We start from the raw sequence: 22,188 nt of genomic DNA, 5'->3' as shown, positions 1-22,188 counted from the left end.
ACAAAATTAGTGGTTAACTCATCCTGTTTTGTATATCTTCCAATGTTGTCATATAATATGGCACTTTCAAAATTGCAATTACTATTTCTATATCGAGGAAGCCATGCAAGTAACTTCTGAAGCGGTTTCGGGCGTTGCCCGTCGTTTAAATGTATCTGTACCGACGAGCCGTGTGAACGAGCAATTTGAAGCTCGTTTAAAACGCACTGCTAAAACTGTGAAGATCAACGGCTTCCGTCCAGGTAAAGTGCCTTTAAATGTTGTACGTCGTGAATATGGCGCGGGTATTTATCAAGAAGTTGTCAACGATGTAATTCGTGACACAGTATTCGAAGCAATTCAGCAAGAAAAAATCAATGCTGTTGGCATGCCAAACATTGATAAAGTTGAAAATAAAGAAGATGCTCTTGTTTATGAAGCAACTGTAGAAGTTTATCCAGAAGTTGAAGTGAAAGCTTTTGATGCTTTGGAAGTTGAACGTAAAACAACTGAAGTTAACGACAAAGACGTTGACCAAATGATTGAAAACCTTCAAAAACAGCGTCAAACTTGGGCTGAAACCAAAGGCATGGCTAAAAAAGACATGCAAGTAACTTTCGATTTCGAAGGTACTGTTGACGGTGAGAAGTTTGAAGGCGGTACTGCTGAAGACTTTAAACTTGTTTTAGGTTCTGGTCGTATGATTCCCGGCTTCGAAGACGGTATCGTTGGTATGAAGAAAGGCGAAGAGAAAGTTATTGATGTAACTTTCCCTGAAGACTATCAAGCTGAAAACCTTGCTGGTAAAGCTGCACAGTTCAAAATCACTGTAAAGCTTGTTGAAAAATCAAAACTTCCAGAAATTGATGCTGAATTCTTGAAAATCTTTGGTTTAACTGAAGAAGAAGGCGTTGAAAAATTAAAAGCTGACGTTCGCAAAAATATGGATCGTGAAGTGAAGAATGGTCTTCGTAACCAAGTTAAAGCGGCAACTTTTGATGCGCTTGTAGCTGCAAACGAAGTTGAAGTTCCTGAGTCAATGTTGGCTCAAGAGATTGACCGTCAACGTCAACAAATGATTCAACAATTCACTCAACAGTTTGGTGCTCAAGGCGCGCAAGCATTTGACAGCAGCATGCTTCCAGATGACTTGTTCAAAGAACAAGCTGAAAAAGCCGTTAAACTAGGTGTATTGGTCAGCAAAGTTTTAGCTGATGCTAAAATTGAAGTTGATCCTGCTCGCGTTGAAGCTTACATCGACGACATGGCTTCTTCTTACGAAGACCCGACTGAAGTGATTGAATACTTCAAAAATGACAAACAGCAACGTGCTCAAATCGAAGCAGTTGTGTTAGAAGATCAAATTGTTGATCACATTTTAGCGTCTGCTAAAGTAACTGATACAGCGGTAAGCTACGAAGAATTGTTGAAAGAGCAACAAGCTCGTCAACAAGGCTAAGCTTAGCTGATCGGAAAAAGGCGCATCATGCGCCTTTTTTTATATATTCAGCTTATCTTGAGCGTGCCTTGTATTAATAATGCGCATGCAAAAAATATCTGTTATTTAATTGGGAATATTTTGCAATTTCGACAATTATCCCTCATATTGTGAATATGAGTTGAGTAACAAAAAATTTAGGAATAAATAACGTATGTATGTTCCAACAATTAATAGCGCTTTAGTACCAATGGTCGTAGAGCAATCGTCTCGTGGCGAGCGTTCTTTTGATATTTTTTCACGTCTTTTACGTGAGCGTGTCATCTTTATGAGTGGTGAAGTTGAAGACAACATGGCGAACTTAATTGTTGCGCAGATGTTGTTTTTAGAAGCAGAGAACCCAGATAAAGATATACACCTTTATATTAATTCACCAGGTGGCTCGGTGACTGCAGGTATGGCCATTTATGACACCATGCAGTTTATTAAACCGGATGTAGTAACTTACTGTATGGGTCAGGCAGCATCTATGGGTGCGTTCTTATTGAATGCAGGTGCAAAAGGCAAACGTTATTGCTTGGAAAATGCCCGTGTCATGATTCACCAACCACTAGGTGGTTTCCGTGGTCAAGCATCGGATATTGAAATTCACGCACGTGAAATTCTATTCATTAAAGAACGTTTAAACCGTTTAATGGCAGAGCATAGTGGTCAAGACTATGAAACTGTGGCAAGAGATACTGACCGTGACAACTTTATGACAGCTCAAGCTGCTAAAGAATACGGTCTCGTGGATGAAGTGTTAAGTAAACGTCCATAATTTTCAGATTTTAATATTGGAGTAAATATGTCCGAACATCCTCAAGGACAAAAGCATTGTTCATTTTGCGGTAAAACGCAGTCTGAAGTCGGGAAACTGATTGCAGGTGAAGACGCTTACATCTGTAATGAGTGTGTGGACGTATGCTTAGATTTAGTCCAGACCAGTCAACAAGTAGAATCGGGTGATTGGGCAACTAAGCCTTTGCCAAAACCACATGAAATTCGTGCTGCATTAGATCAATATGTCATTGGTCAAGATGTTGCCAAAAAAACGCTTTCAGTTGCAGTGTATAACCACTACAAACGTTTAAAAGTTACCCATTCAGGTCATAAATCTGATGAGGCGGTAGAACTTGCGAAAAGTAATATTTTGCTGGTTGGACCAACAGGTTCAGGTAAAACTTTACTTGCACAAACTCTAGCACGTCTTCTCGATGTTCCATTTGCCATGGCAGATGCAACGACTTTAACCGAAGCCGGTTATGTGGGTGAAGATGTTGAAAATATCGTACAAAAACTTCTTCAAAAAGCGGATTACGATGTAGAGAAAGCGCAAAAAGGGATTATCTATATCGATGAAATCGACAAGATTACCCGCAAGTCTGAAAACCCATCGATTACCCGTGATGTATCGGGTGAAGGCGTTCAGCAAGCATTATTAAAAATGATTGAAGGTACGGTTGCTTCAATACCACCCCAAGGTGGCCGTAAGCATCCGCAACAAGAGTTCATTCAGATTGATACCTCAAATATCTTGTTTATTTGTGGTGGTGCATTTTCAGGTTTAGAGAAAATTGTACAACAACGTCAAGAAAAAGGCGGGATTGGTTTCACAGCAGATGTGAAGAAAAAAGACGAAAGTAAAAAATTGTCTGATTTATTCCGTCAAGTAGAAGCAAATGACTTGGTGAAATTTGGTTTAATTCCAGAATTCATTGGTCGTCTACCAGTTATTGCAACTTTGGAAGAGCTGGATGAAGAAGCGCTTATGCAGATTCTGACTGAGCCAAAAAATGCCTTAACACGCCAATACCAATATTTATTCGATATGGAAAATGTTGACTTGGTGTTTGAAGATTCTGCATTGCGTGCTATTGCGAAAAAAGCCTTAGAACATAATACAGGGGCACGTGGTCTGCGTTCAATCCTGGAAAACTCTTTACTTGAAACTATGTATGATTTACCAAGCCGTACCGATGTTGGTACCGTGATTGTAAATGATGCGGTAATTAGTGGTGAAGGAAAGCCAGAGTTAAAGGCAGAGCGTCAAGCTAAAACAGAGACTGAAACTGCGCCTAAAGTAGATTTGAAAGTTATAAATTCTAAATCTGCTTAATTCGCTATTCGTCTGAAACGTGCGGAAAACTGGTGTTTTCGCACGTTTTTTATTTCCAAAAATAAACTGCAATGTTAATCTCAAATACTAGGCGCGGACGTCTAAATAAGATCAACTAACTCAGATCAATGTCGCGATCCATCTAGCGAAAAATTAAGTGTTTAATTGAGTACAAAAATAAAAAATACGCGGTGAGGGAAAATCATGCGTGGAGTCTGTATTGCGGTCTGTGCAAGTATTATTTTAATGGGTTGTCATGGCAAATCTGCTTTTGAACATGCTCAAGCAACATCAACCTTAAAACCTGTAAATACTGAACATGAACCGGGTCTATTGGAGCAATACCGTTTTGGTATGTTTACTATTGGAGGTTGGGTCAATCAAAAAGTAGGACAGCGCTTTCAACCGGTACAAGCCCAAAGTGAGCAAGCGGCCCTTGTGTATATGTATCGTCCTGATAGTAAATGGAATCGTCAAGAAATTGTGGCATCCAGTCTTTTTATTAACAGTGAGCGTATTCCGAGTTTGTTAAATAATCATTATTATTGGATTGAATTGCCTGCAGGAACGTATCGCTTGTCGACCAGCCGGCCTGTAGGTGTACAGCATTTTCAAAAGCCTAAATATCTAGATTTTACTGTGGAAGCAGGGCAGTCTTATTTTATTAAATATGATGAAGAAAATTTAAGCACTCGTCATGAAATTTCTGGACCATTGATACTTGTATCTGAAAAAGCAGGTTTAAACGAAATCGCATTTACCCAGTTAAAGTCGGAAAGTTTTAACTTTGTAGCCCAAGATTCAAATACAGGTAAGGTACGTAAAAAAGCTCAGAAGCTTAAGCCTGCTAAATATGACCCTGCGGAAGATGTACAACTGACTACACCCTTTAAGCCGTGGGATCCAAGGACGTGGTAAATACACATTTCTCAGTTTGAAACTGAAGGCCAGCGATCTTCTGGTAAGTAAGAAATACTTGTTTATAGAAATAAAAAAGCACCCATTCGGGTGCTTTTTTAGCTTAGAAAATTAAACTGCAGCCGCATCCACTACTGGAATTTTACCAATTTTGGCTTGCCAGATTTTAGGTGCAGTCGCGTGAATAGAAGTACCATTTACGTCTACCGCTACAGATACTGGCATATCTTCAACAACAAATTTGTAGATTGCTTCCATACCCAAGTCAGCAAAAGCTACAACTTCAGCTTCACGAACAGCTTTAGATACGAGGTAAGCAGCGCCACCTACAGCCATCAAATATGTCGCTTTGTTGTCTTTAATTGCTTCGATAGCCGTCGGACCACGGTCTGCTTTACCAATCATGCCATACAAGCCAGTTGCTTCTAGAACCTGACGCGTGAATTTATCCATACGTGTTGCAGTTGTCGGGCCTGCAGGACCAACCACTTCATCACCAATCGGATCGACTGGACCCACGTAGTAAATGAATTTACCTTTAAGATCGACTGGAAGTTCTTCACCGTTATCTAACATTTCACACATACGTTTGTGCGCAGCGTCACGGCCTGTATAGATTGTACCGTTAAGCAATAAGGTATCGCCCGGTTGCCAAGAATTCATTTCTTCTTGTGTAATGGTGTCTAAGTTTACACGCTTAGATGTCGATGAATCCCAAGTTACAGCAGGATAATCATCCAATTTTGGTGCTTGAATATGAGCAATGCCTGAACCATCTAACTGGAAATGTGCATGACGCGTTGCAGCACAGTTCGGAATCATACCGACTGGTTTACCGGCAGCATGACATGGGTAGTCTTTGATTTTGATATCAAGAACAGTGGTTAAACCACCAAGACCTTGAGCACCAATACCTAGAGCATTTACTTTTTCGAAGATCTCGATACGGAGTTCTTCCATTTTGCTCTGTGGACCACGACGAAGTAATTCGTCCATGTTGATTTCTTCCATCAAGGCTTCTTTGGCAAGCATCATGGCTTTTTCGGCAGTACCACCAATCCCGATACCGAGCATACCAGGAGGACACCAGCCTGCACCCATAGTTGGAACAGTTTTAAGTACCCAATCCACGATTGAGTCAGATGGGTTCAACATGGCAAGTTTAGATTTGTTTTCTGAACCGCCACCCTTAGCAGCCACAGTAATGTCTACTTTGTCACCCGGTACGAGTTTGTAGTGGATCACCGCAGGAGTATTGTCTTTGGTGTTTTTACGACCAAAAGCAGGGTCCGCTAAAACTGATGCGCGAAGAATGTTTGAGTTTTCAAGATAACCCTGACGTACACCTTCGTTAATCGCGTCATCTAGGCTCATGGTTAAATCAAATTTAACGTCTAGGCCCACTTCAAGAAATACGTTAACAATTCCTGTATCTTGACAGATAGGGCGATGACCTTCTGCACACATACGAGAGTTAATTAAGATTTGTGCAATTGCATCTTTTGCGGCTTTGTTCTCTTCTCGATCATAGGCACGGCTCATCGCTTGGATGAAGTCTTGTGGATGATAGTAAGAAATGAACTGAAGCGCATCTTTTACCGATGTGATCAAGTCATCTTGCTTGATAATAGTTGTCATATCAAATATCTCTTGAGCGGGCTGTTAGCTAGCGGGCTAAATTATAAGATAAAAAGCAAGTTCTGTGGGCGTTTTGAATGATTTTTGGCCGAAAGTTTAATAGCGAATTAGCAAGTCAAGGTAACTGTCATTTTTGTGGAGATTTCTGTCATAAATATGACAAAAGGCTGTCATAGTTCAGTTGAAATCTGTCATTTAAAGCAGAAAGTGGAATAATTTAAATCTATCTAATAACCTAACTTATTGAAAATTATTAATTAATAAAATTATTTTAAGTTATATTAAATATGACAGCATTGTCATAAATTTGTCATAAAACTTTTACATAATAAGCTCATCAAATTTAGAGCGTAACAAGCATATGATTACTGCAGTTGTTTCAGTTGTTGGTTTTTCTTTATATATCGCAGCGACATGGATTTACGGTCAAAAAGAAGATCAGGCTTAAGCTCTATCTTCTTTTTTTTTGCTTTAATTTTTTCATTCTAATAAATTCCTACAACTTCAAATCTTCAAATTTCGATCTAAATCTGCGTATACTATTCTAAAAATATGAAAACTTCTCTGATGAAAGATCATTCGGAATTTGCACACAATATAATTGAAATCTATAAAAAACATGCTCGTGCATGGACGGAATTACGCGGCAATTTTCTGTATGAAAAAGCATGGCTCGATCATTTTCTAGCACTGATTCCTCAACATTCTAAAATATTGGATTTAGGTTGCGGGTCGGGAAAACCGATAGCAGATTATTTGATTCAGCATGATCATAAAATAACGGGTGTCGATAGTTCAAATGTGATGATTGAAATGGCACAACAAAATTTTCCTGAACAATACTGGCTTCAAGCAGACATGCGAACTGTTGAACTCGATCAAAAATTTAATGCGATTTTGGCGTGGGACAGTTTTTTTCATCTGACTCCTGATGATCAACGGGCGATGTTCCAGAACTTTCAAAAACATGCCAAGCTGGGAGCGGCATTGATGTTTAGCAGTGGGCCAAGCCATGGGGAAGCGATTGGAGATATGTTTGGCGATGCTTTGTACCATGCCAGTTTGTCGCAAGATGAATATCGACAATTATTGAAAGATCATGGTTTTGAAGTCGTGAAAATGATTGTTCAAGATCAGGCCTGTGCCGGGCATACGGTGTGGTTGGCCAGAAAACTTTAATAAAAAACTCTAAATAGAACATAAAATCGATTAAATAAAATGGCAGAGCACTGTAAAAAGCCCATTCGAGGGGGAATAGGCTTTTTATAGTGCTCTATCTTAATGATTTTATATGACAAACTAATTAAATTTCATTTAAGTTATATTATATTTATTTCAGAAAATCTTAAAATAAGTGAATCTATTCACGCTCCTAAATCAGACTTTTATAGGAGGAATAATCGTTTAAAGGATAATGCGGTAATAATGGATATTGCAGGTGACTACAGGATGATCAAAATTAAAAACCATACTCTTCTTTTCAACTCATTAAACTTGGTTTCAAGTTGAACGAACGTGGTAGCTTGGAAAAAATTAAATCGAGTAAATTGTTTAAAAATATAAACTATTTAATGAGTATTAATTTACTTTTTTCTGCGGTTTAAGACTGGAGGCCTGAAGAATTATTGGGTTTTTATAAAGAGCAGAGACTTTTAAATGAACCGTAGGCGGTTGTTTTCTGGAAAGATAGACATCTTACTAAAATAAGAACGGTTGAATAAAACAGCTAAAATTAATTCCATTTTACCTCATCGTCATTCTAAGAAATTCACAAAAAAAACCACCCAATTTTTCAATCAGATGGCTTGGAAAACTTGCTTTGAAAAATTATTGAGCTGCTTGCTGCTCTGCTTGAATCGCAGTCAGGGCAATGGTAAATACAATATCATCCACTAGTGCACCACGTGACAAGTCATTCACCGGCTTATTTAAACCTTGCAGCATCGGACCTACGCTGACTACATTTGCCGAGCGTTGTACAGCTTTATAAGTCGTATTGCCTGTGTTCAAATCAGGGAAAATAAACACATTGGCACGACCAGCAACTTGTGAATCTGGCGCTTTTGAACGTCCCACACTTTCAACCGAGGCTGCATCGTATTGCAGTGGTCCATCAATCAGTAAATCAGGACGACGCTCTTTAGCAATTCGGGTTGCTTCAGCCACTTTCTCTACATCTGCACCGGTACCAGAAGTACCGGTTGAATAAGAAATCATGGCAATACGTGGGTCAATACCAAAGGCTTTTGCTGAATCTGCCGATTGGATGGCAATTTCAGCCAGTTGTTCAGCATCCGGGTCAGGATTAATTGCGCAGTCACCATACACGTAGACTTCATCCGGTAACAACATGAAGAATACTGAAGATACCAGTGAATACTCCGGTGCAGTCTTAATCAGTTGGAATGCAGGGCGAACTGTATTGGCGGTGGTGTGTACTGCACCCGATACCAATCCATCGACTTGATCGAGGGCAAGCATCATAGTGCCGAGTACGACGGTATCTTGCAGTTGTTCACGCGCTTGTAATTCGTTAATTTTACCTTTACGCAATTCCACCATTTTCGGCACATAGTTTTCACGAATTAGGTCAGGATCGATAATCTCAAGATCATGCGGCAAGTCTATATTTCGTGCTTTAGCCACTTCAATTACTGCTTCCGGTTTCGCCAATAGAATGCAATTGGCAATTCCACGAGATTGGCAAATTGCAGCTGCCTGAATGGTCCGGGGTTCATCACCTTCCGGTAAAACAATCCGTTTTTTTGCTGTAATGGATTTTTGAACCAACTCATGACGGAAAGCAGACGGCGATAAACGAGGCTTGTAAGAACCATTTAGCAGTAGGGCAATCCAGTCTGCATTCAGATGGCTGGATACGAAACGGCTGACTTGCTCGGCGCGTTCAGTATCATCGACTGGAATTTCATTGCTTAAATTGGAAAGGCTCTGTGCGGTCTCAAAGGTGCTGAGCGGTGTGTGCAGAATCGGTAAGCCATTTTTAATAGCAGTCTGGCAGAAAGCTAAAACCGAAGCATTTGGCTCATGGTGTTCAGTTAACACCAAGCCGGCTAGTGGGATACCGTTGCTGCTAGCGAGGCTACTTGCCAGTAAAACATCAATACGGTCAGAGGCACTAATAATCAGTTCACCGGCCACAAATTTATTCAGTTCATGTTCAATATTCGAAGCAATCAGGCTGCTATGTAATACCCGGCGCTGCGTGGCTTCACCCCGGTTAATCCATTCTGCTGAAATATGCGCAGCCAGATCGGAAATTCGCGGTACACTTAAAGTATCACTGAAGGGCACTAAGCCAATCACTGGAAGTTTTTCAGAACCAAGATGGGCATGAGTTTTTTGAATTGCTCTAACAAATTTTTCAGTCTCACCAATCAGGCGTAAACTGGGATCAAATGTGACCGGAACCTGAGCAGAATCTTCATGCAAGCCCTTGGTACGCATAAACAAGATGCCGGCCATACGGGTAGAGGAAGCGCCACCAAAATAGCGTAACTGATTTTCGACTTTTTCCGCACTCAATTCCGGCGTATTAATATCGGCATTGCTGACAATAATGACTTTGGCATCGAGTGCCTGCGCCAAGGTGGCATTCATTTCAGAGGCGAAAGCATCACGACTGTTCGGGAATAAGCCTTCAACAATAATCAGATCATGATTCTTGGCAATCTGACGATGCAGACGTACTGCTTCTTCGAGTAGCTCATCACTTTCATCTTGATTAATTTGCTGAATCAATTTGGTATAAGGAATCGGTTCAACTGTTTCACTATTTGATAAATGACGATACAGGGCGGTTGTACCATCTACGGGTTGATTTTTTTCTTGTGAAAAAGGTTTAAGAAAACCGGCTTTCACACCTTGGCATTCCAAGGCATAGACTAAACCCAGGCTGGCTGAAGTTAATCCTACGCCTTCCCCAGTTGGAACTAATAAAATTGTTTTCATAGCTTGATTCTAAATAAAAGGATTCAGTGATGAGCATTATAAAATGTACGATGGCTTAAGCCGTCTCAACATCTGCTTCAAACTTTTTTGCAGCTGCTTGATTAACCTCATTCACAACATTTTCAGTTTCTTGTGCAATGCGACCTTCTTCATCAGTAGGAACAACCCAAATTTGAGGACCAGTACCTGCGTCTATACGGCCTTCTGTTCCGCGCTTCAAGTTATCGTTTTGTTCTTTGCTTAAGTTGAAACCGAAGTGAGGGAGGTATGCCAATGTTTTTTCACGGATATAGGCAGAATTTTCCCCGATACCACCTGTGAAGAACAGACCGTCAATACGCGGCAAGCCACAGCTTAAGGCTGCAAGTGATTTAGCTAAACGGTAGCAGAATACTTCAATCGCAATGCTTGCATCTTCATTGCCCTGTTCAGAGGCTTCAATCAGGGTACGCATATCATTCGAAAGATTCGAAAGACCGAGCAAACCACTTTGATTGTTCAGCATTTTATCGATTTTATAAATATCCCAACCCAAGTTGCTTGCCAGAAAGCTATGAATACTTGGGTCAACATCCCCGCTACGGGTACCCATAACCACACCTTCTAATGGTGTCAGACCCATAGAAGTATCCACACTTTGGCCATTCCAAATGGCACAAGTCGAGCTACCATTGCCGAGGTGAGCCGTTAGCCAGCCACCTTGTTTAAAGCTGCCTGCCAGTTCTGAACCGCGTTCAGATACATAGGCATGACTGGTGCCATGGAAACCGTAACGGCGGACATTGTGCTCGGTATATAAGAATTTTGGCAAGGCATAACGAAAAGCATGTTCCGGCATAGTTTGGTGGAAGGCCGTATCAAATACCGCGACTTGTGGTAACTGTGGAAACAAACGCATGGTTGCGTCAATACCGACTAAGTGTGCAGGATTATGTAAGGGTGCAAGCGGTGTAGCTTCACGAATACGTTCTACGATTTCTTTAGTGAGTAATTCTGCTTTGGTCAAGGTGCCGCCATGTACTACCCGGTGGCCAATGGCTTGAGGATTATATTGTGATAAACGTTCTAAAATGGTTTCCAGTGCTTTTTCATGATCGGCATAGGGAATAGAAAGTTCGAGTTGCTCACCGCCAACAGTGATGCCTTTAATACGTGCATCAGCAGAACCTAGATTTTCTGCCAAACCAAAGATACGATCTTCACGGTGCTCAGAAACTAAAGCATATTTGATAGAAGAAGATCCGCAGTTAATCACTAATACTGATGTAGTCACGTTTATATACCCGAATTCTAATTGAAATAATTATCCCTTATTGATCACGATGCAATGTTGTTGTGATGCAATCTTAATCAGTATGAATGTTTTATCATGGGTTTTTTATTGCTCCTAGATAGACTTTAGCAGATTAGACTTAAGCATTATCGACCTGCTGCATAATAATAATTAAAATTTATCGTTTGATAGATTTCATTTATTAATAAAATAGTACTCAATCCTAGTATGTGGCTTGTATGAATTATAACCATAGCATGAGTGATTTATTTTGAGCATCAAATCATGTTGTTTTAATATTATTTTCGATATTTTATTTCTGACCAGCGCACGATCACATAAGCAATCAGTGCAACCATGAAAAAAACCAGCATCATCCAGGCCAAGCCCTGTAGTGTTTCAATAATGGTCCGATAAATCTCGAGTACCCATCTTTCACGGGTCAGTTCAATGACAATTTTTTTGTCATTATCGGTATAGGTGAGTGGCGTGATATATTTTTCCATATCGTAAATACGAATACCGGAAGATGTGCCCACGACCATGCCGGCAAATTTGGTGTATTTTGCCCATGCTTCATGAATGGGATCGTTAATTATTCGCGCCAGAATTTGATTGATAGAGTGAGAAAAAATTTTCATTACGGCAAAAGAGACTAGTAATGCCAATACGAATGTACAGATCATTAAATAATAAAACATTGCATATTCCCTTTTATGGTTATTTTTATCATCTTGTGAAATTTAGCTTAGAGATATTGTAGTGGCTATGTTCAGCCTCATTTTTGAAGCTGAACATGGAATGATTCTGTTAAGCGCTGTATTTATTGACGAATTTGACCATCACCAAACACCACCCATTTTTGCGAAGTCAGACCTTCAAGACCAACAGGGCCACGGGCATGAATCTTGTCAGTTGAGATACCAATTTCTGCACCTAAACCATATTCAAAGCCATCTGCAAAACGGGTAGAGGCATTGATCATCACTGAGCTTGAATCTACCCGGGCTAAAAACTGACGAGCATGACTATAGTTTTCAGTAATAATGGCATCGGTATGGTGTGAGCCATATTTATTAATATGCTCAATTGCTTCCTCAATACCGCTGACCACTTTAATCGCCAAAATTGGACCTAAATATTCGGTGTACCAATCTTCTTCGCTGGCAGGTTTAACATTTGAGCCTAAAATGCGCTGCGTTTCGCGGCAGCCACGCAGTTCAACCTGTTTCTCGGCATAAAGTTCAGCAATATTAGGCAGAAATTCTTCAGCAACTTTTTCATCGACCAATAAAGTTTCCATCGCATTACATACGCCATAACGATGGGTTTTGGCATTTAGCGCAATCGGTAAAGCTTTTTGCAAATCGGCCTGTGCTTCAACAAAGACATGACAATTACCATCTAGGTGTTTAATCACCGGAATACGCGCTTCATTGCTCACGCGCTCAATCAGCCCTTTGCCTCCACGTGGAACAATGACATCTACATATTCAGACATGGTAATCAGATGACCGACTGCCGAACGGTCAGCCGTGTTAATAACTTGCACGGAAGTTTCCGGTAAACCCGAAGCTTTTAAACCATGCTGGATGGCTTGAGCAATGGCTTGATTAGATTGTAGTGCTTCAGAACCGCCACGCAAAATAATGGCATTTCCAGACTTCAGCGCAAGTGACGCTGCTTCAAGGGTCACATTCGGCCGTGATTCGTAAATCATGCCGACTACACCTAAAGGTACACGCATTTTACCAAGCTGGATTCCCGAAGGACGGTAAGCGAGGTCAGTGATTTCCCCAATAGGGTCAATAAGGCTCATGACATCTTTCAAGCCATGCAACATAGCTTTAAAGCGTGTGGGGGTAAGTTCTAAGCGATCAAGTAATGCACTGTCCAAATTGCTGTTACGACCTTTGGTCATATCAATTTGGTTCGCAGCTAAAATTGCAGCTTCACTGTCTTGTAAAGCAGTGTAAATTGCAGATAAGGCATTGTTTTTTGTTTCAGTAGAAGCGCTTGCCAACACGCGCGAAGCTTGGCGTGCTTGTTGTCCTACCGTTTGCATATATTGTTCAATTGAATCTTGCATAGCGGTTGATCACTTAGAAATTACACCTTCGATAGTAACAGTCTGGCACAAGACAATGAAGCATCTATCGGCAAAAAATCTCTGAAACTTTTCAAGCTATTTATATTTTGAAATTCTTTTGTTTGTAAATTTAGATGAGTGGTCGGGGAATAAGTTGCGTGTTAAATGATCCTCTGTATAGAATAAAAAATAATGACATTGATGTCTGATAATTAAAGCAAATGAATGGATGCTGCGCAGAAATTCGATATTTATTTTCTTGCAAAATAACAATAAGGCAAGAATGGAGGAAGGGATATGAATTCCATGATCCAAATGGACTCGGCACTACAAGAATCGAACATGAGTTTTGGCTTTTTTGATCTTTACCATAGAAACAGTTTTAAAGAGCCTGCACGTACAACGTGGATCAAAGGCTGGAAAATTGAATATATGGCAATTGCTCAACCTGAAACGATTCACAACACTCCAATTGTTATTGTTGGCGGTGCATTTCAAAATTTCAATTCTTATAAATATTGTGTTGAACAGTTGCTCAGTGCAGGCCCGATTATCCTGATTGATTTACCTTCTATGGGCGCGAATCAACAAATTACCAATCGTGATACCGGGGTTTCTGCAGGAACTTTGGAATTGCCAGATTTGGCACGTATGCTCGGTGAATGGCTGGATATAGAAAATTTGTCCAAAGTTTCAGTAATGGGAATGTCTCTGGGTTCAGTCGTGGCGTCAGGCTTGGCCCATCAACGTCCTGAATTGATTGACCGCATGATTTTAATGGGCGTGATGCAAAAAACCCGTAAAAGCTGGCGCATGTTGCTGGAAGAATCTTTGCATTTAATGAAAGAACAGCGCATGGACGAGTTTGGCCAAGCCGTGATTTTGTATTTGGTCAATCATGCCAAAATTGATCAAACCCGCATGTCACCCACTGCAAAACGTTTGTTCTTTAAACAGATGGCTGAATTTACTGCAACCGAACAAGATCGCTATGAAATCAACTGTAGCCGTTTACTGCGTTTAACGGACGTGCCGATTCCGCAATGTAAAGTACTGGTCGCGTGTGGGCAATATGACAGTTTCACCTTGCCACATGAAAATGCAAATTTTGCTTTGCAATGTCCCAACATGGAATTTGCCATGATTGCCAATGCAGATCATGTACCGCAATTACAGCGCCGTAAAGAAACCATGAGTTTGTTTGCAACATTCTTACAGAGTCAATCGATTGACATTGTAGAAGGGATTATCCCGATGACCCGTGCACAGTTGCTGACTTTAGAACGTCGTGGAGAAGAACGGATTGCAGTACAGAATCCAATGACTGTATTGACCCATCGTCATTCAGAATTGCGACTGCCAACACATATTATTGATCTAAACTTCTTTGGGGTTTTACTTGAATTTGCAGAAGGGTTAACAGTAAAAGCGGAGCAATATCCACGTGATTTGGCTTTGCATTTAGAAGATGATGAAGGTCAATTTAAAATTGAATGTTTAATTTTTGCCGTAGATTCAACACAAATCCGTGCCCTGTTTAAACATGGCAGTTTTGAGGTGGCAGAACGTTTATTGCGTTATGTGCAGCGACAAAAAGAAGCAATCCAGATGCTGGAATCAGTGAGTTAAGCAATTTTCTTCTGAAGATAAAAAAACAGCGTATTTAACGCTGTTTTTTTATGCTTGCATGGATCATCCAGACCAGATCTCCCAAGTGTTCGTCACTCGGTAATTGGTTGTTTGTCTGATTCTGAAAATAATGCTGAGGTTGAACAACAGTCGTTTTTTCAAAACCTGCTTGCTGAAAAAAGTCTTGTACTTGTTGAGGATGAGTAAAATGAAAACTAAATGCACTCTTGGACATCCATTTCAGTAATTTACTGCTGGCCCAAATAAAATTGGCCAATTTATTCTTGACCGGTTCCGGATAAATATCAGTCAGGTAATGCAGTTCTTTAAAGTCCTGACCGTAGTGTGTAATCGCCTGCAGCAATTGCAATAGCAGATCTTTATTAAAGTAGTTTATTAAACCTTCACTAATCACCACCAAGGGACGATTCAGATCAAATACGTGAAAAGCTTGCTCAAAATCTGCAGTGAATAAATCTACTGATAAAACTTCCGGACTATTGAGATCAATTTGTTTTAGTGCCTGAGTTTTGACTTTTGCCATACCTGGTAAATCAAGTTCACGATAATCAATGTGGGGATATTTTTGTCGAAAGTTCCAGCCACGTGGCGATAGACCACTTGCGATTTCAAGCACTTGTAAGTCGGGGAGTTGCTCAATCAGTTGGGTGAGATGCTGATCAATCATGCGATGGCGTTGTTTGAGCGTGGTACGCATACTGCCACCGACAAATTTTTCAGCCCAGCTTTCTAGAGGGTGTACCAGTCTAGCCAGCATTTTGCCTTTAGATGTCGCAAAAACCGGGTGTGAAATTCCCATGGTATACCAAATATAACCAGTGTAATGCGCAGTAAATGAAATGTGTCGATGTTCTGAAAGCTGTTGTGTCATGTCATCCTGACCTGTATGTTTTTGTAGTTTTAAATATATAATTGAGTGTTTAATAGGCTTCTTCTATAACTGATTGGTATCTTTTAAAAAAGTTGATATCAGCAGATTATAGGCAAGTAGTCTCTGACTTTATTTTTGATTATCATAATGAAAAAGGAACACCTTGTCGTGTTCCTTTTGTCGCATTAATTAAATGAATTTTTAAAGTTTTCGACAGTGTCTCGAACTTTTTCCCATTCGGTACCTAGATTCAGGGTTTCACTCACGCTGATCTCTGGGATTTTACCGCGCATACGCTCTAAACGTTCTTGATTCGGTAAAGGTAAATCGCTAATACCTTCTAGTGCTGTACATGCTGCTGAACGGTCATTACACACTAGGCCCATATCACAGCCGGCTTTGAGTGCAGCCTGAATGCGGGCGTCTGCGCCGCCGACTATGCAAGCTGCTTGCATGGTTAAGTCATCCGAGAACAGCACACCATCAAATTTCAATTTTTGACGTAAAATATTTTGAATCCAGTAGGGTGAGAAGCCGGCAGGGTTCAGATCGACCTGATCATAAATCACATGCGCGGGCATGAGTGCATCCAGTTGCGGCATGAGCTGAATAAAGGTCTGCATATCCTTGTTGTAGATTTCGTCATAAGACCGTGAATCGACAGGCGCTGCCACATGCGAATCTGCTTTGACTGAACCATGACCCGGGAAATGCTTGCCTGTATTGGCCATGCCTGCTCGCTTCATTCCTTTCAAAAAGGCACTTGCAAGAGGAACAATATCTTGAATATTTTTGGCAAAGCCACGATCGCCAATCACATCGCTGACATCATTTAAGTCCAATACCGGTGCAAAACTAAAATCAATCCCGACGGCAAGAACTTCAGTTGCCATGAGCCAACCGCATTGCTCAGCCAAATCAACTGCCTTTTCAGGTTCGCTTAAATAGAGTTCACCCAAACGACCCATTGCAGGAAGTAAGGTAAAACCCTGTTTCAAGCGTTGTACGCGACCACCTTCTTGGTCTACGGCAATTAAAATCTCGGGTCTTATATTACGCATATGATCTGTTAAAGCACGAACTTGTTGTGGTGATTTTATATTTCGCGAAAATAAAATCATGCCACCCACTTGCGGTGTTCGTAATAGTTGAATATCTTCTTGAGTAAGTTCTGTGCCAGCGATGTCTAGCATCAATGCGCCAATCATATCGGTGTCCGTGTTAGGATTTTATAAAGAAAAAACAATACCCGAATTCTGCAATGATTTGCTACATTTTGACAGTACAGAATATGATAAAACTACACGTCATACATATATTAAGTTGTTTAAGATTTTGAATATACTGCATTCATGTTGAAAAACGACGTTGCAATATTGGTCAAAGACCAAGGAATTATGAATTATTTATGAAACTTCAAACATTAGCTTGTGCAGTTGCAATTGCGACTGGTGGATTTTTCTTTTCCCATGTAGTGAACGAGGCCATTGCAGCTAATGATACAGTTGCAGTTTCTCAAGCTATTCAACCCACGCAAGAACAAGCGCTTGTATCACGTCAATTGGCGACGTTGGTTGACCGTCAGCATTATTTAAATCAGCGCTTAGATGCGGCTACTTCTAATCGCATTCTTGATTTTTATTTAGATAGCCTAGATGCAGATCATTCATTATTTTTGGCACCGGAAGTCGAACAATATAAGAAAAATTATGGTGCAAATTTTGGTGCTGCGTTAAAAGCAGGGGATTTATCGGGCCCTTATTTGATTCATGCGCAATATCGTGAACGTTTAAAACAGTTTTATGAGTTTATGTTGGCCGAATTGAAAAAGCCGCAAAACTTGAAACAAGCCAATGTGTATATTGATACCGATCGCGAAAAAGCACCTTATTTCAAATCTGTAGCAGAACAACGTGCCCATTGGCAAAAAATGTTGGTGTCGCAGCTCATTAACTTAACTATTAGTAAAGAAGAAGAGTCTGCGAAACAAAAAGCATTAAAAGATGATCCAGCTTTAGCCAATGGTCAGGATTTAGCCAGCCCAGAAGATTTAACTCCAGTCCAAACCTTGACCAAGCGTTATACCCGTCAACTTGAACGAATTAGCCGTGTTAAAAGTGATGATGTTTTAGACAAAACTTTAAATGCGATGATGTTGACCTATGATCCGCATAGTAACTATTTCCCGCCTGTAGATGCGATGGAATTGAACCGTCAAACCACCTTGCAATTAGAGGGGATTGGGGTTTCGATTCGTCCAGAACGCGGTAATGAAGATTACACCAAGATTGAAACCATTGTTGAAGGTGGTCCGGCCAGTAAATCCGGTCAGATAAAATCGGGTGATCGCATTATTGGTGTAGCACAAGACGGCGACAAAATGGTCGATGTTGTTGGTTGGGCAAGTAATGAAGTGGTGGGCTTAATCCGCGGTAAACGTGGCACCAAGGTTAGCTTGCGTTTACTGGGTCCTGGTGCATCGATGGGTCAGGCGCGTACCGTAAGTCTGGTTCGTGATGTGATTCAGGAAGAAGATGCCGGTGTACGTTCTCGTACAGTTGATATTAAGCGTGATGGTAAGAACTACACTTTTGGTGTGATTGAAATTCCGTCGTTCTATTTGAACTATCGTGCGCGCCGTGCAGGTACAGATTATCGCTCGGTTTCTGAAGACACCAACAATGCTTTAAAAGCTTTGGCTGCGAAAAATGTGTCCGGAATTATTATTGATTTACGAAATAATCCAGGCGGTTCACTTGAAGAAGTGGCACGCATGCTGGGTCAAGTGATTAAGTCAGGCCCTGTGGTGCAAATTCGTGATGGCAATGGCAATGTCAGCGTATTTGAAGATAATGATGGCGGTGCACAAACCTATGCAGGCCCACTTGCAGTCATGGTCAACTTAGCATCAGCATCAGCCAGTGAAATTTATTCTGCTGCCATTCAGGACTATGAACGCGGTATCGTGATTGGTAGTACAACCACCGGTAAGGGTACAGCGCAAGTTCAACTGGATACTTTGGCGCATGGTCAAGCGACCTTGACGCAACGTAAGTTCTATCGTGTGACGGGTGGTAGTACCCAGAATAAAGGCGTAGTGCCTGATATTAAACTGGTGGATATCTACAATGAAGAATTTGGTGAGCGTAAAGCCAAGAATGCCTTGAAATGGGATACCATTCCAACTGCTCCATTTAAGCGTGAAGGTTCTATACAACCCTATGTACAAAATCTGGCTCAAATGTCGCAACAGCGCGTAGTGGCTGATCCGCAATTTAAATATCTGGAACAACGCAAAGCGATTGCCAAAAAAACCGAAGAGCAAAAGCGTGTAGTTCTGGATATTGATCAGCGTAAAGCAGAATTGAATGCGCTGGAACAAAAAACTTTAGAGTCAGAGAATCAGCGTCGTGCGGTAACCGGTCAAAAGCCTTATGCCAATTGGGAAAGTTACCAGGCTGCTATGGATGCGTTGATTGAGTCACGTTCAAAAATGAAGGCAACCCAACGGCCTGCTTTACCTGAAGAAGAAGTGTTTGTCACAGAGTCGGCCAATATTTTATTGGATTACGCGAAATTACAATCGGGTAAGACTATTACAAACTAAACTTACTGTTTAGGCATTACTCCTTTTAATATCCAAAAACCAGTCAGTTCATCTGACTGGTTTTTATTTGTCTGCATATCGGTAATTTTGAATTACCTAGCCCTTGTTCAAATAAAGGAATAGGCAGCGAGATGTAATCAATCTGGTTGTGCTTTTATCATCCTTGGCAACCAGATTTTTTTATCAGTGCTAAGTTGTATAGAAACAACCGAATGCCTTGAATCAGGGGGAATATGAATGGTGTAAGAATAATGACCAAAAATTTGATCTATATTTCTTTAATTACATAAATAAATTAGTAATAAAAATGAATAGAGTAATGATCACTTGACTAAAATAGAATAGTATTAGATGTTTGTTTTAATTGATGGTTTTAATACGTACTCTTTAATGAATGACAAGCTTTTGTTAAACAATAAATGATATTAATAACGTGGAATAAAACAAGAATGATAACCTGTACGGAAGCTTGATATGGTTCATATATATTATGATTTTAGCCTGGTGATAGGTTCAGTTATTGTTGCCATTTTGGCCTGTTATTTTGCAGTGTCAATTGAACAATCATTATTCCGTGGCTTACGTCAGCAATATGAGAAAATTCTTCTTGTTATAAGTGGATGTATGTTGAGTGCTGCAATTTGGTCTATACACTTTGTAGGCATGCTGGCTTGTCGTTTACCTGCTGATTATTCTTTTGATTACGGCCTTACCTTCCTGTCTTATGTGATCGCGTTTATTGCTTCTATCTTTGCCGTTTGGCTCACCACGCGAGCAACCTTGCCATTTTTGCGCCTGGTTTTAGGCGCGGTCCTGACGGGTTTGGGCATCGCGGGGATGCACTATACCGGAATGATGGGTTTAGTCATTGATCAACATGAAATTTATTATGATCCATTGTTAGTCGCCTTTTCAGTCTTGATTGCCATTGTTGGGTCAGGTTTATCCTTTTGGCTCACTTTCAAATATAAAAATGCAGTACATAAAATGCTGCATATTAAAGCTTTGATCGCTTTAATAATGGCACTGACTCTGGTCGGCATGCATTATATGGGGATGGCTTCTGCCGCTTTTTACTCGATTGATGCGAATCAGCTGGTTTCAAATTATAAAAATGCACAAGGGTTAATTTTATTTAACATTATTTTTGTAATCAGTTCAATTCTGGTTGCTGCATTTACTGTGGCGATCTTGGAACAACGCCTGGAAGCGCGTAATAAACAGCTTTCTGCAGCCAATCGTGAACTTGCCAGCCAAGCAGTTCAGGATAACCTAACCCGGTTGCCCAACCGTTTATTTTTGGCTGAATATTCACATTTGCTCTTTACTCAGCATCGTTATCGAGATGAAAAAATTGCATTTCTTTATATTAATTTAGATCGTTTTAAGGCAGTCAATGATGTATTTGGACATCATGTTGGTGACCAATTATTGGTTCAACTCGCTGCGCGCATTCAAAGCATACTCGCAGAAAATGAAAAATTGTTGCGTATTGGTAGTGATGAATTTTTGATGGTACTTGAAAGCGCAAGCATTGAACACGCTGTCGAAAAGTCAGAACAAGTATTGCGGTTGATTCAGGACAGTTTTTTGATTGCCGGCAAAGAAATTAATATTTCGAGCAGTATCGGAATTGCGATGTATCCAGACCATGGCAATAATTTACAAGATTTGCTGATCAATGCCGATGCTGCAATGTTAATGTCTAAATATCAAGGTAGAAATACCTATTCAGTGTTTAATTATAGTGTAGGTCAACAAGAAGCAAAAAGCCAAACTAAACTAATCAATGATTTATATAAGGCTGTTGAAGAAAAACAATTTATTCTATTTTATCAACCTAAATTCACCACCAAAAGCCGTAAAATTTGTGGTGTGGAAGCACTGATTCGTTGGAATCATCCCCGCTTGGGACTATTAACCCCGAATATGTTTATCGAGGGAGCAGAAAAAACTGGACTCATTATTCAAATGGGCTATTGGGCTTTGGAGCAAGCCTTTAAACAAATTCAAATTTGGGAACAAAGTGATTCGAATTATTTTCCCTTGGCTGTGAATTTGTCGGCAGTGCAATTTGAACATAAACATTTATTTTCAACGTTGGAGAGCTTATTTGATAAGTATCAAATTAATCCAAATCATTTAGGCATTGAAATTACCGAATCTACCGCGATGCATCATATTGATGCCAGTATTCGCAGTTTTGAGCGTCTGCGTCAGATGGGCATAAAACTTGCCATTGATGACTTTGGGACAGGACATTCCAGTTTCTTGTATTTAAAGAACTTGCCGGTGGATGAACTAAAAATAGATCGAGAGTTTATTCGTGATCTGTCTGTCGGTTCAAAAGATGAAATGATTTTAGAAAGTATTATCCAGTTAGCGACCAAACTGGGTTTGGTGGTTACCGCGGAAGGGGTGGAAACGCCATCACAAGCCGATATCTTGACCCGTTTAGGTTGTCAGCAACTGCAAGGATACCTGTTAGGTATGCCAGTAAATGTTGATCGCCTGGAAGAGAGCAAATACGCACTGCCTATTTAAGATTAGTCAATTTTGAACAAGTTTAGTTCATTTCAAAAGTTGGATGATCTGCTA

Annotated in this window: 15 protein-coding genes; 8 read left to right on the top strand and 7 right to left on the bottom strand. The window is 40.4% G+C overall.

Annotated elements, in window-relative coordinates; translation table 11 throughout:
• Positions 1 to 103: 103 nt before the first annotated feature.
• From tig to E0H89_RS09510, 4 genes are all read left to right on the top strand, one after another.
• The gene (gene tig, locus E0H89_RS09525; RefSeq protein WP_131216472.1) at positions 104 to 1,438 is read left to right on the top strand and encodes a trigger factor; all 1,335 of its coding nucleotides are present in this window, start codon (positions 104 to 106) and stop codon (positions 1,436 to 1,438) included.
• A 193-nt stretch (positions 1,439 to 1,631) separates the two neighbouring features.
• Complete coding sequence (gene clpP / locus E0H89_RS09520) at positions 1,632 to 2,237, top strand: ATP-dependent Clp endopeptidase proteolytic subunit ClpP (protein ID WP_067866498.1); 606 nt, start codon at positions 1,632 to 1,634, stop codon at positions 2,235 to 2,237.
• Between the two features lie 27 nt (positions 2,238 to 2,264).
• Entirely contained in the window at positions 2,265 to 3,575 is a 1,311-nt protein-coding gene (gene clpX / locus E0H89_RS09515) for an ATP-dependent protease ATP-binding subunit ClpX (protein ID WP_131216470.1), read from the top strand.
• Between the two features lie 204 nt (positions 3,576 to 3,779).
• On the top strand, positions 3,780 to 4,493 hold the full coding sequence (locus E0H89_RS09510; protein ID WP_131216468.1) for a DUF2846 domain-containing protein: 714 nt from the start codon (positions 3,780 to 3,782) through the stop codon (positions 4,491 to 4,493).
• Between the two features lie 111 nt (positions 4,494 to 4,604).
• Here E0H89_RS09510 and E0H89_RS09505 read toward each other — a convergent pair whose 3' ends face one another.
• On the bottom strand, positions 4,605 to 6,131 hold the full coding sequence (locus tag E0H89_RS09505) for a fumarate hydratase (protein ID WP_131216467.1): 1,527 nt from the start codon (positions 6,129 to 6,131) through the stop codon (positions 4,605 to 4,607).
• A gap of 567 nt (positions 6,132 to 6,698) precedes the next feature.
• Between E0H89_RS09505 and E0H89_RS09500 the strand changes: the two genes are divergently transcribed.
• The gene (locus E0H89_RS09500) at positions 6,699 to 7,310 is read left to right on the top strand and encodes a class I SAM-dependent DNA methyltransferase (protein ID WP_131216465.1); all 612 of its coding nucleotides are present in this window, start codon (positions 6,699 to 6,701) and stop codon (positions 7,308 to 7,310) included.
• Positions 7,311 to 7,958: 648 nt separating this feature from the next.
• Here E0H89_RS09500 and pta read toward each other — a convergent pair.
• The 4 genes from pta to E0H89_RS09480 form a co-directional block, all read right to left on the bottom strand.
• Positions 7,959 to 10,100 (bottom strand): phosphate acetyltransferase, encoded by a 2,142-nt coding sequence (gene pta / locus E0H89_RS09495; protein ID WP_131216463.1) that lies wholly within the window; start codon positions 10,098 to 10,100, stop codon positions 7,959 to 7,961.
• 55 nt (positions 10,101 to 10,155) lie between these two features.
• Positions 10,156 to 11,373: an acetate/propionate family kinase gene (locus E0H89_RS09490; RefSeq protein WP_131216460.1), complete on the bottom strand. Its 1,218-nt coding sequence runs from the start codon at positions 11,371 to 11,373 to the stop codon at positions 10,156 to 10,158.
• Between the two features lie 299 nt (positions 11,374 to 11,672).
• Complete coding sequence (locus E0H89_RS09485; RefSeq protein ID WP_131216458.1) at positions 11,673 to 12,074, bottom strand: hypothetical protein; 402 nt, start codon at positions 12,072 to 12,074, stop codon at positions 11,673 to 11,675.
• A 122-nt stretch (positions 12,075 to 12,196) separates the two neighbouring features.
• Positions 12,197 to 13,462: a glutamate-5-semialdehyde dehydrogenase gene (locus E0H89_RS09480; RefSeq protein WP_131216456.1), complete on the bottom strand. Its 1,266-nt coding sequence runs from the start codon at positions 13,460 to 13,462 to the stop codon at positions 12,197 to 12,199.
• A 297-nt stretch (positions 13,463 to 13,759) separates the two neighbouring features.
• Between E0H89_RS09480 and E0H89_RS09475 the strand changes: the two genes are divergently transcribed.
• Complete coding sequence (locus tag E0H89_RS09475) at positions 13,760 to 15,091, top strand: alpha/beta fold hydrolase (protein ID WP_131216454.1); 1,332 nt, start codon at positions 13,760 to 13,762, stop codon at positions 15,089 to 15,091.
• A 34-nt stretch (positions 15,092 to 15,125) separates the two neighbouring features.
• Here the strand turns inward: E0H89_RS09475 and E0H89_RS09470 are convergent, their stop codons facing one another.
• A complete protein-coding gene (locus E0H89_RS09470; RefSeq protein WP_131216452.1) occupies positions 15,126 to 15,983 on the bottom strand; it encodes a class I SAM-dependent methyltransferase in 858 nt (285 codons plus the stop codon).
• 185 nt (positions 15,984 to 16,168) lie between these two features.
• Positions 16,169 to 17,191: a beta-N-acetylhexosaminidase gene (nagZ, locus tag E0H89_RS09465; RefSeq protein ID WP_131216450.1), complete on the bottom strand. Its 1,023-nt coding sequence runs from the start codon at positions 17,189 to 17,191 to the stop codon at positions 16,169 to 16,171.
• Between the two features lie 200 nt (positions 17,192 to 17,391).
• Here nagZ and E0H89_RS09460 point away from each other — a divergent pair, with 200 nt between their 5' ends.
• Both E0H89_RS09460 and E0H89_RS09455 read left to right on the top strand, forming a co-directional pair.
• Positions 17,392 to 19,590 carry a carboxy terminal-processing peptidase gene (locus E0H89_RS09460; protein ID WP_131216448.1) on the top strand — a complete coding sequence of 733 codons (2,199 nt, stop codon included), beginning with the start codon at positions 17,392 to 17,394 and terminating at the stop codon, positions 19,588 to 19,590.
• 474 nt (positions 19,591 to 20,064) lie between these two features.
• Positions 20,065 to 22,134: a putative bifunctional diguanylate cyclase/phosphodiesterase gene (locus E0H89_RS09455; protein WP_131216446.1), complete on the top strand. Its 2,070-nt coding sequence runs from the start codon at positions 20,065 to 20,067 to the stop codon at positions 22,132 to 22,134.
• Positions 22,135 to 22,188: the final 54 nt, after the last annotated feature.

The organism is Acinetobacter sp. ANC 3781 (assembly GCF_004331285.1).
Classification (GTDB): domain Bacteria; phylum Pseudomonadota; class Gammaproteobacteria; order Pseudomonadales; family Moraxellaceae; genus Acinetobacter.
This window is presented reverse-complemented; position numbering and strand designations above follow the sequence as displayed.

What these genes read in the sequence shown, in the direction of transcription:
- E0H89_RS09470 (WP_131216452.1), bottom strand. Translation starts at nt 15,983, where the DNA reads ATGACACAACAGCTTTCAGAACATCGACACATTTCATTTACTGCGCAT.
- clpX (WP_131216470.1), top strand. Translation starts at nt 2,265, where the DNA reads ATGTCCGAACATCCTCAAGGACAAAAGCATTGTTCATTTTGCGGTAAA.
- tig (WP_131216472.1), top strand. Translation starts at nt 104, where the DNA reads ATGCAAGTAACTTCTGAAGCGGTTTCGGGCGTTGCCCGTCGTTTAAAT.
- nagZ (WP_131216450.1), bottom strand. Translation starts at nt 17,191, where the DNA reads ATGATTGGCGCATTGATGCTAGACATCGCTGGCACAGAACTTACTCAA.
- E0H89_RS09475 (WP_131216454.1), top strand. Translation starts at nt 13,760, where the DNA reads ATGAATTCCATGATCCAAATGGACTCGGCACTACAAGAATCGAACATG.
- pta (WP_131216463.1), bottom strand. Translation starts at nt 10,100, where the DNA reads ATGAAAACAATTTTATTAGTTCCAACTGGGGAAGGCGTAGGATTAACT.
- E0H89_RS09485 (WP_131216458.1), bottom strand. Translation starts at nt 12,074, where the DNA reads ATGTTTTATTATTTAATGATCTGTACATTCGTATTGGCATTACTAGTC.
- E0H89_RS09505 (WP_131216467.1), bottom strand. Translation starts at nt 6,131, where the DNA reads ATGACAACTATTATCAAGCAAGATGACTTGATCACATCGGTAAAAGAT.
- E0H89_RS09460 (WP_131216448.1), top strand. Translation starts at nt 17,392, where the DNA reads ATGAAACTTCAAACATTAGCTTGTGCAGTTGCAATTGCGACTGGTGGA.
- clpP (WP_067866498.1), top strand. Translation starts at nt 1,632, where the DNA reads ATGTATGTTCCAACAATTAATAGCGCTTTAGTACCAATGGTCGTAGAG.
- E0H89_RS09500 (WP_131216465.1), top strand. Translation starts at nt 6,699, where the DNA reads ATGAAAGATCATTCGGAATTTGCACACAATATAATTGAAATCTATAAA.
- E0H89_RS09480 (WP_131216456.1), bottom strand. Translation starts at nt 13,462, where the DNA reads ATGCAAGATTCAATTGAACAATATATGCAAACGGTAGGACAACAAGCA.
- E0H89_RS09510 (WP_131216468.1), top strand. Translation starts at nt 3,780, where the DNA reads ATGCGTGGAGTCTGTATTGCGGTCTGTGCAAGTATTATTTTAATGGGT.
- E0H89_RS09455 (WP_131216446.1), top strand. Translation starts at nt 20,065, where the DNA reads ATGGTTCATATATATTATGATTTTAGCCTGGTGATAGGTTCAGTTATT.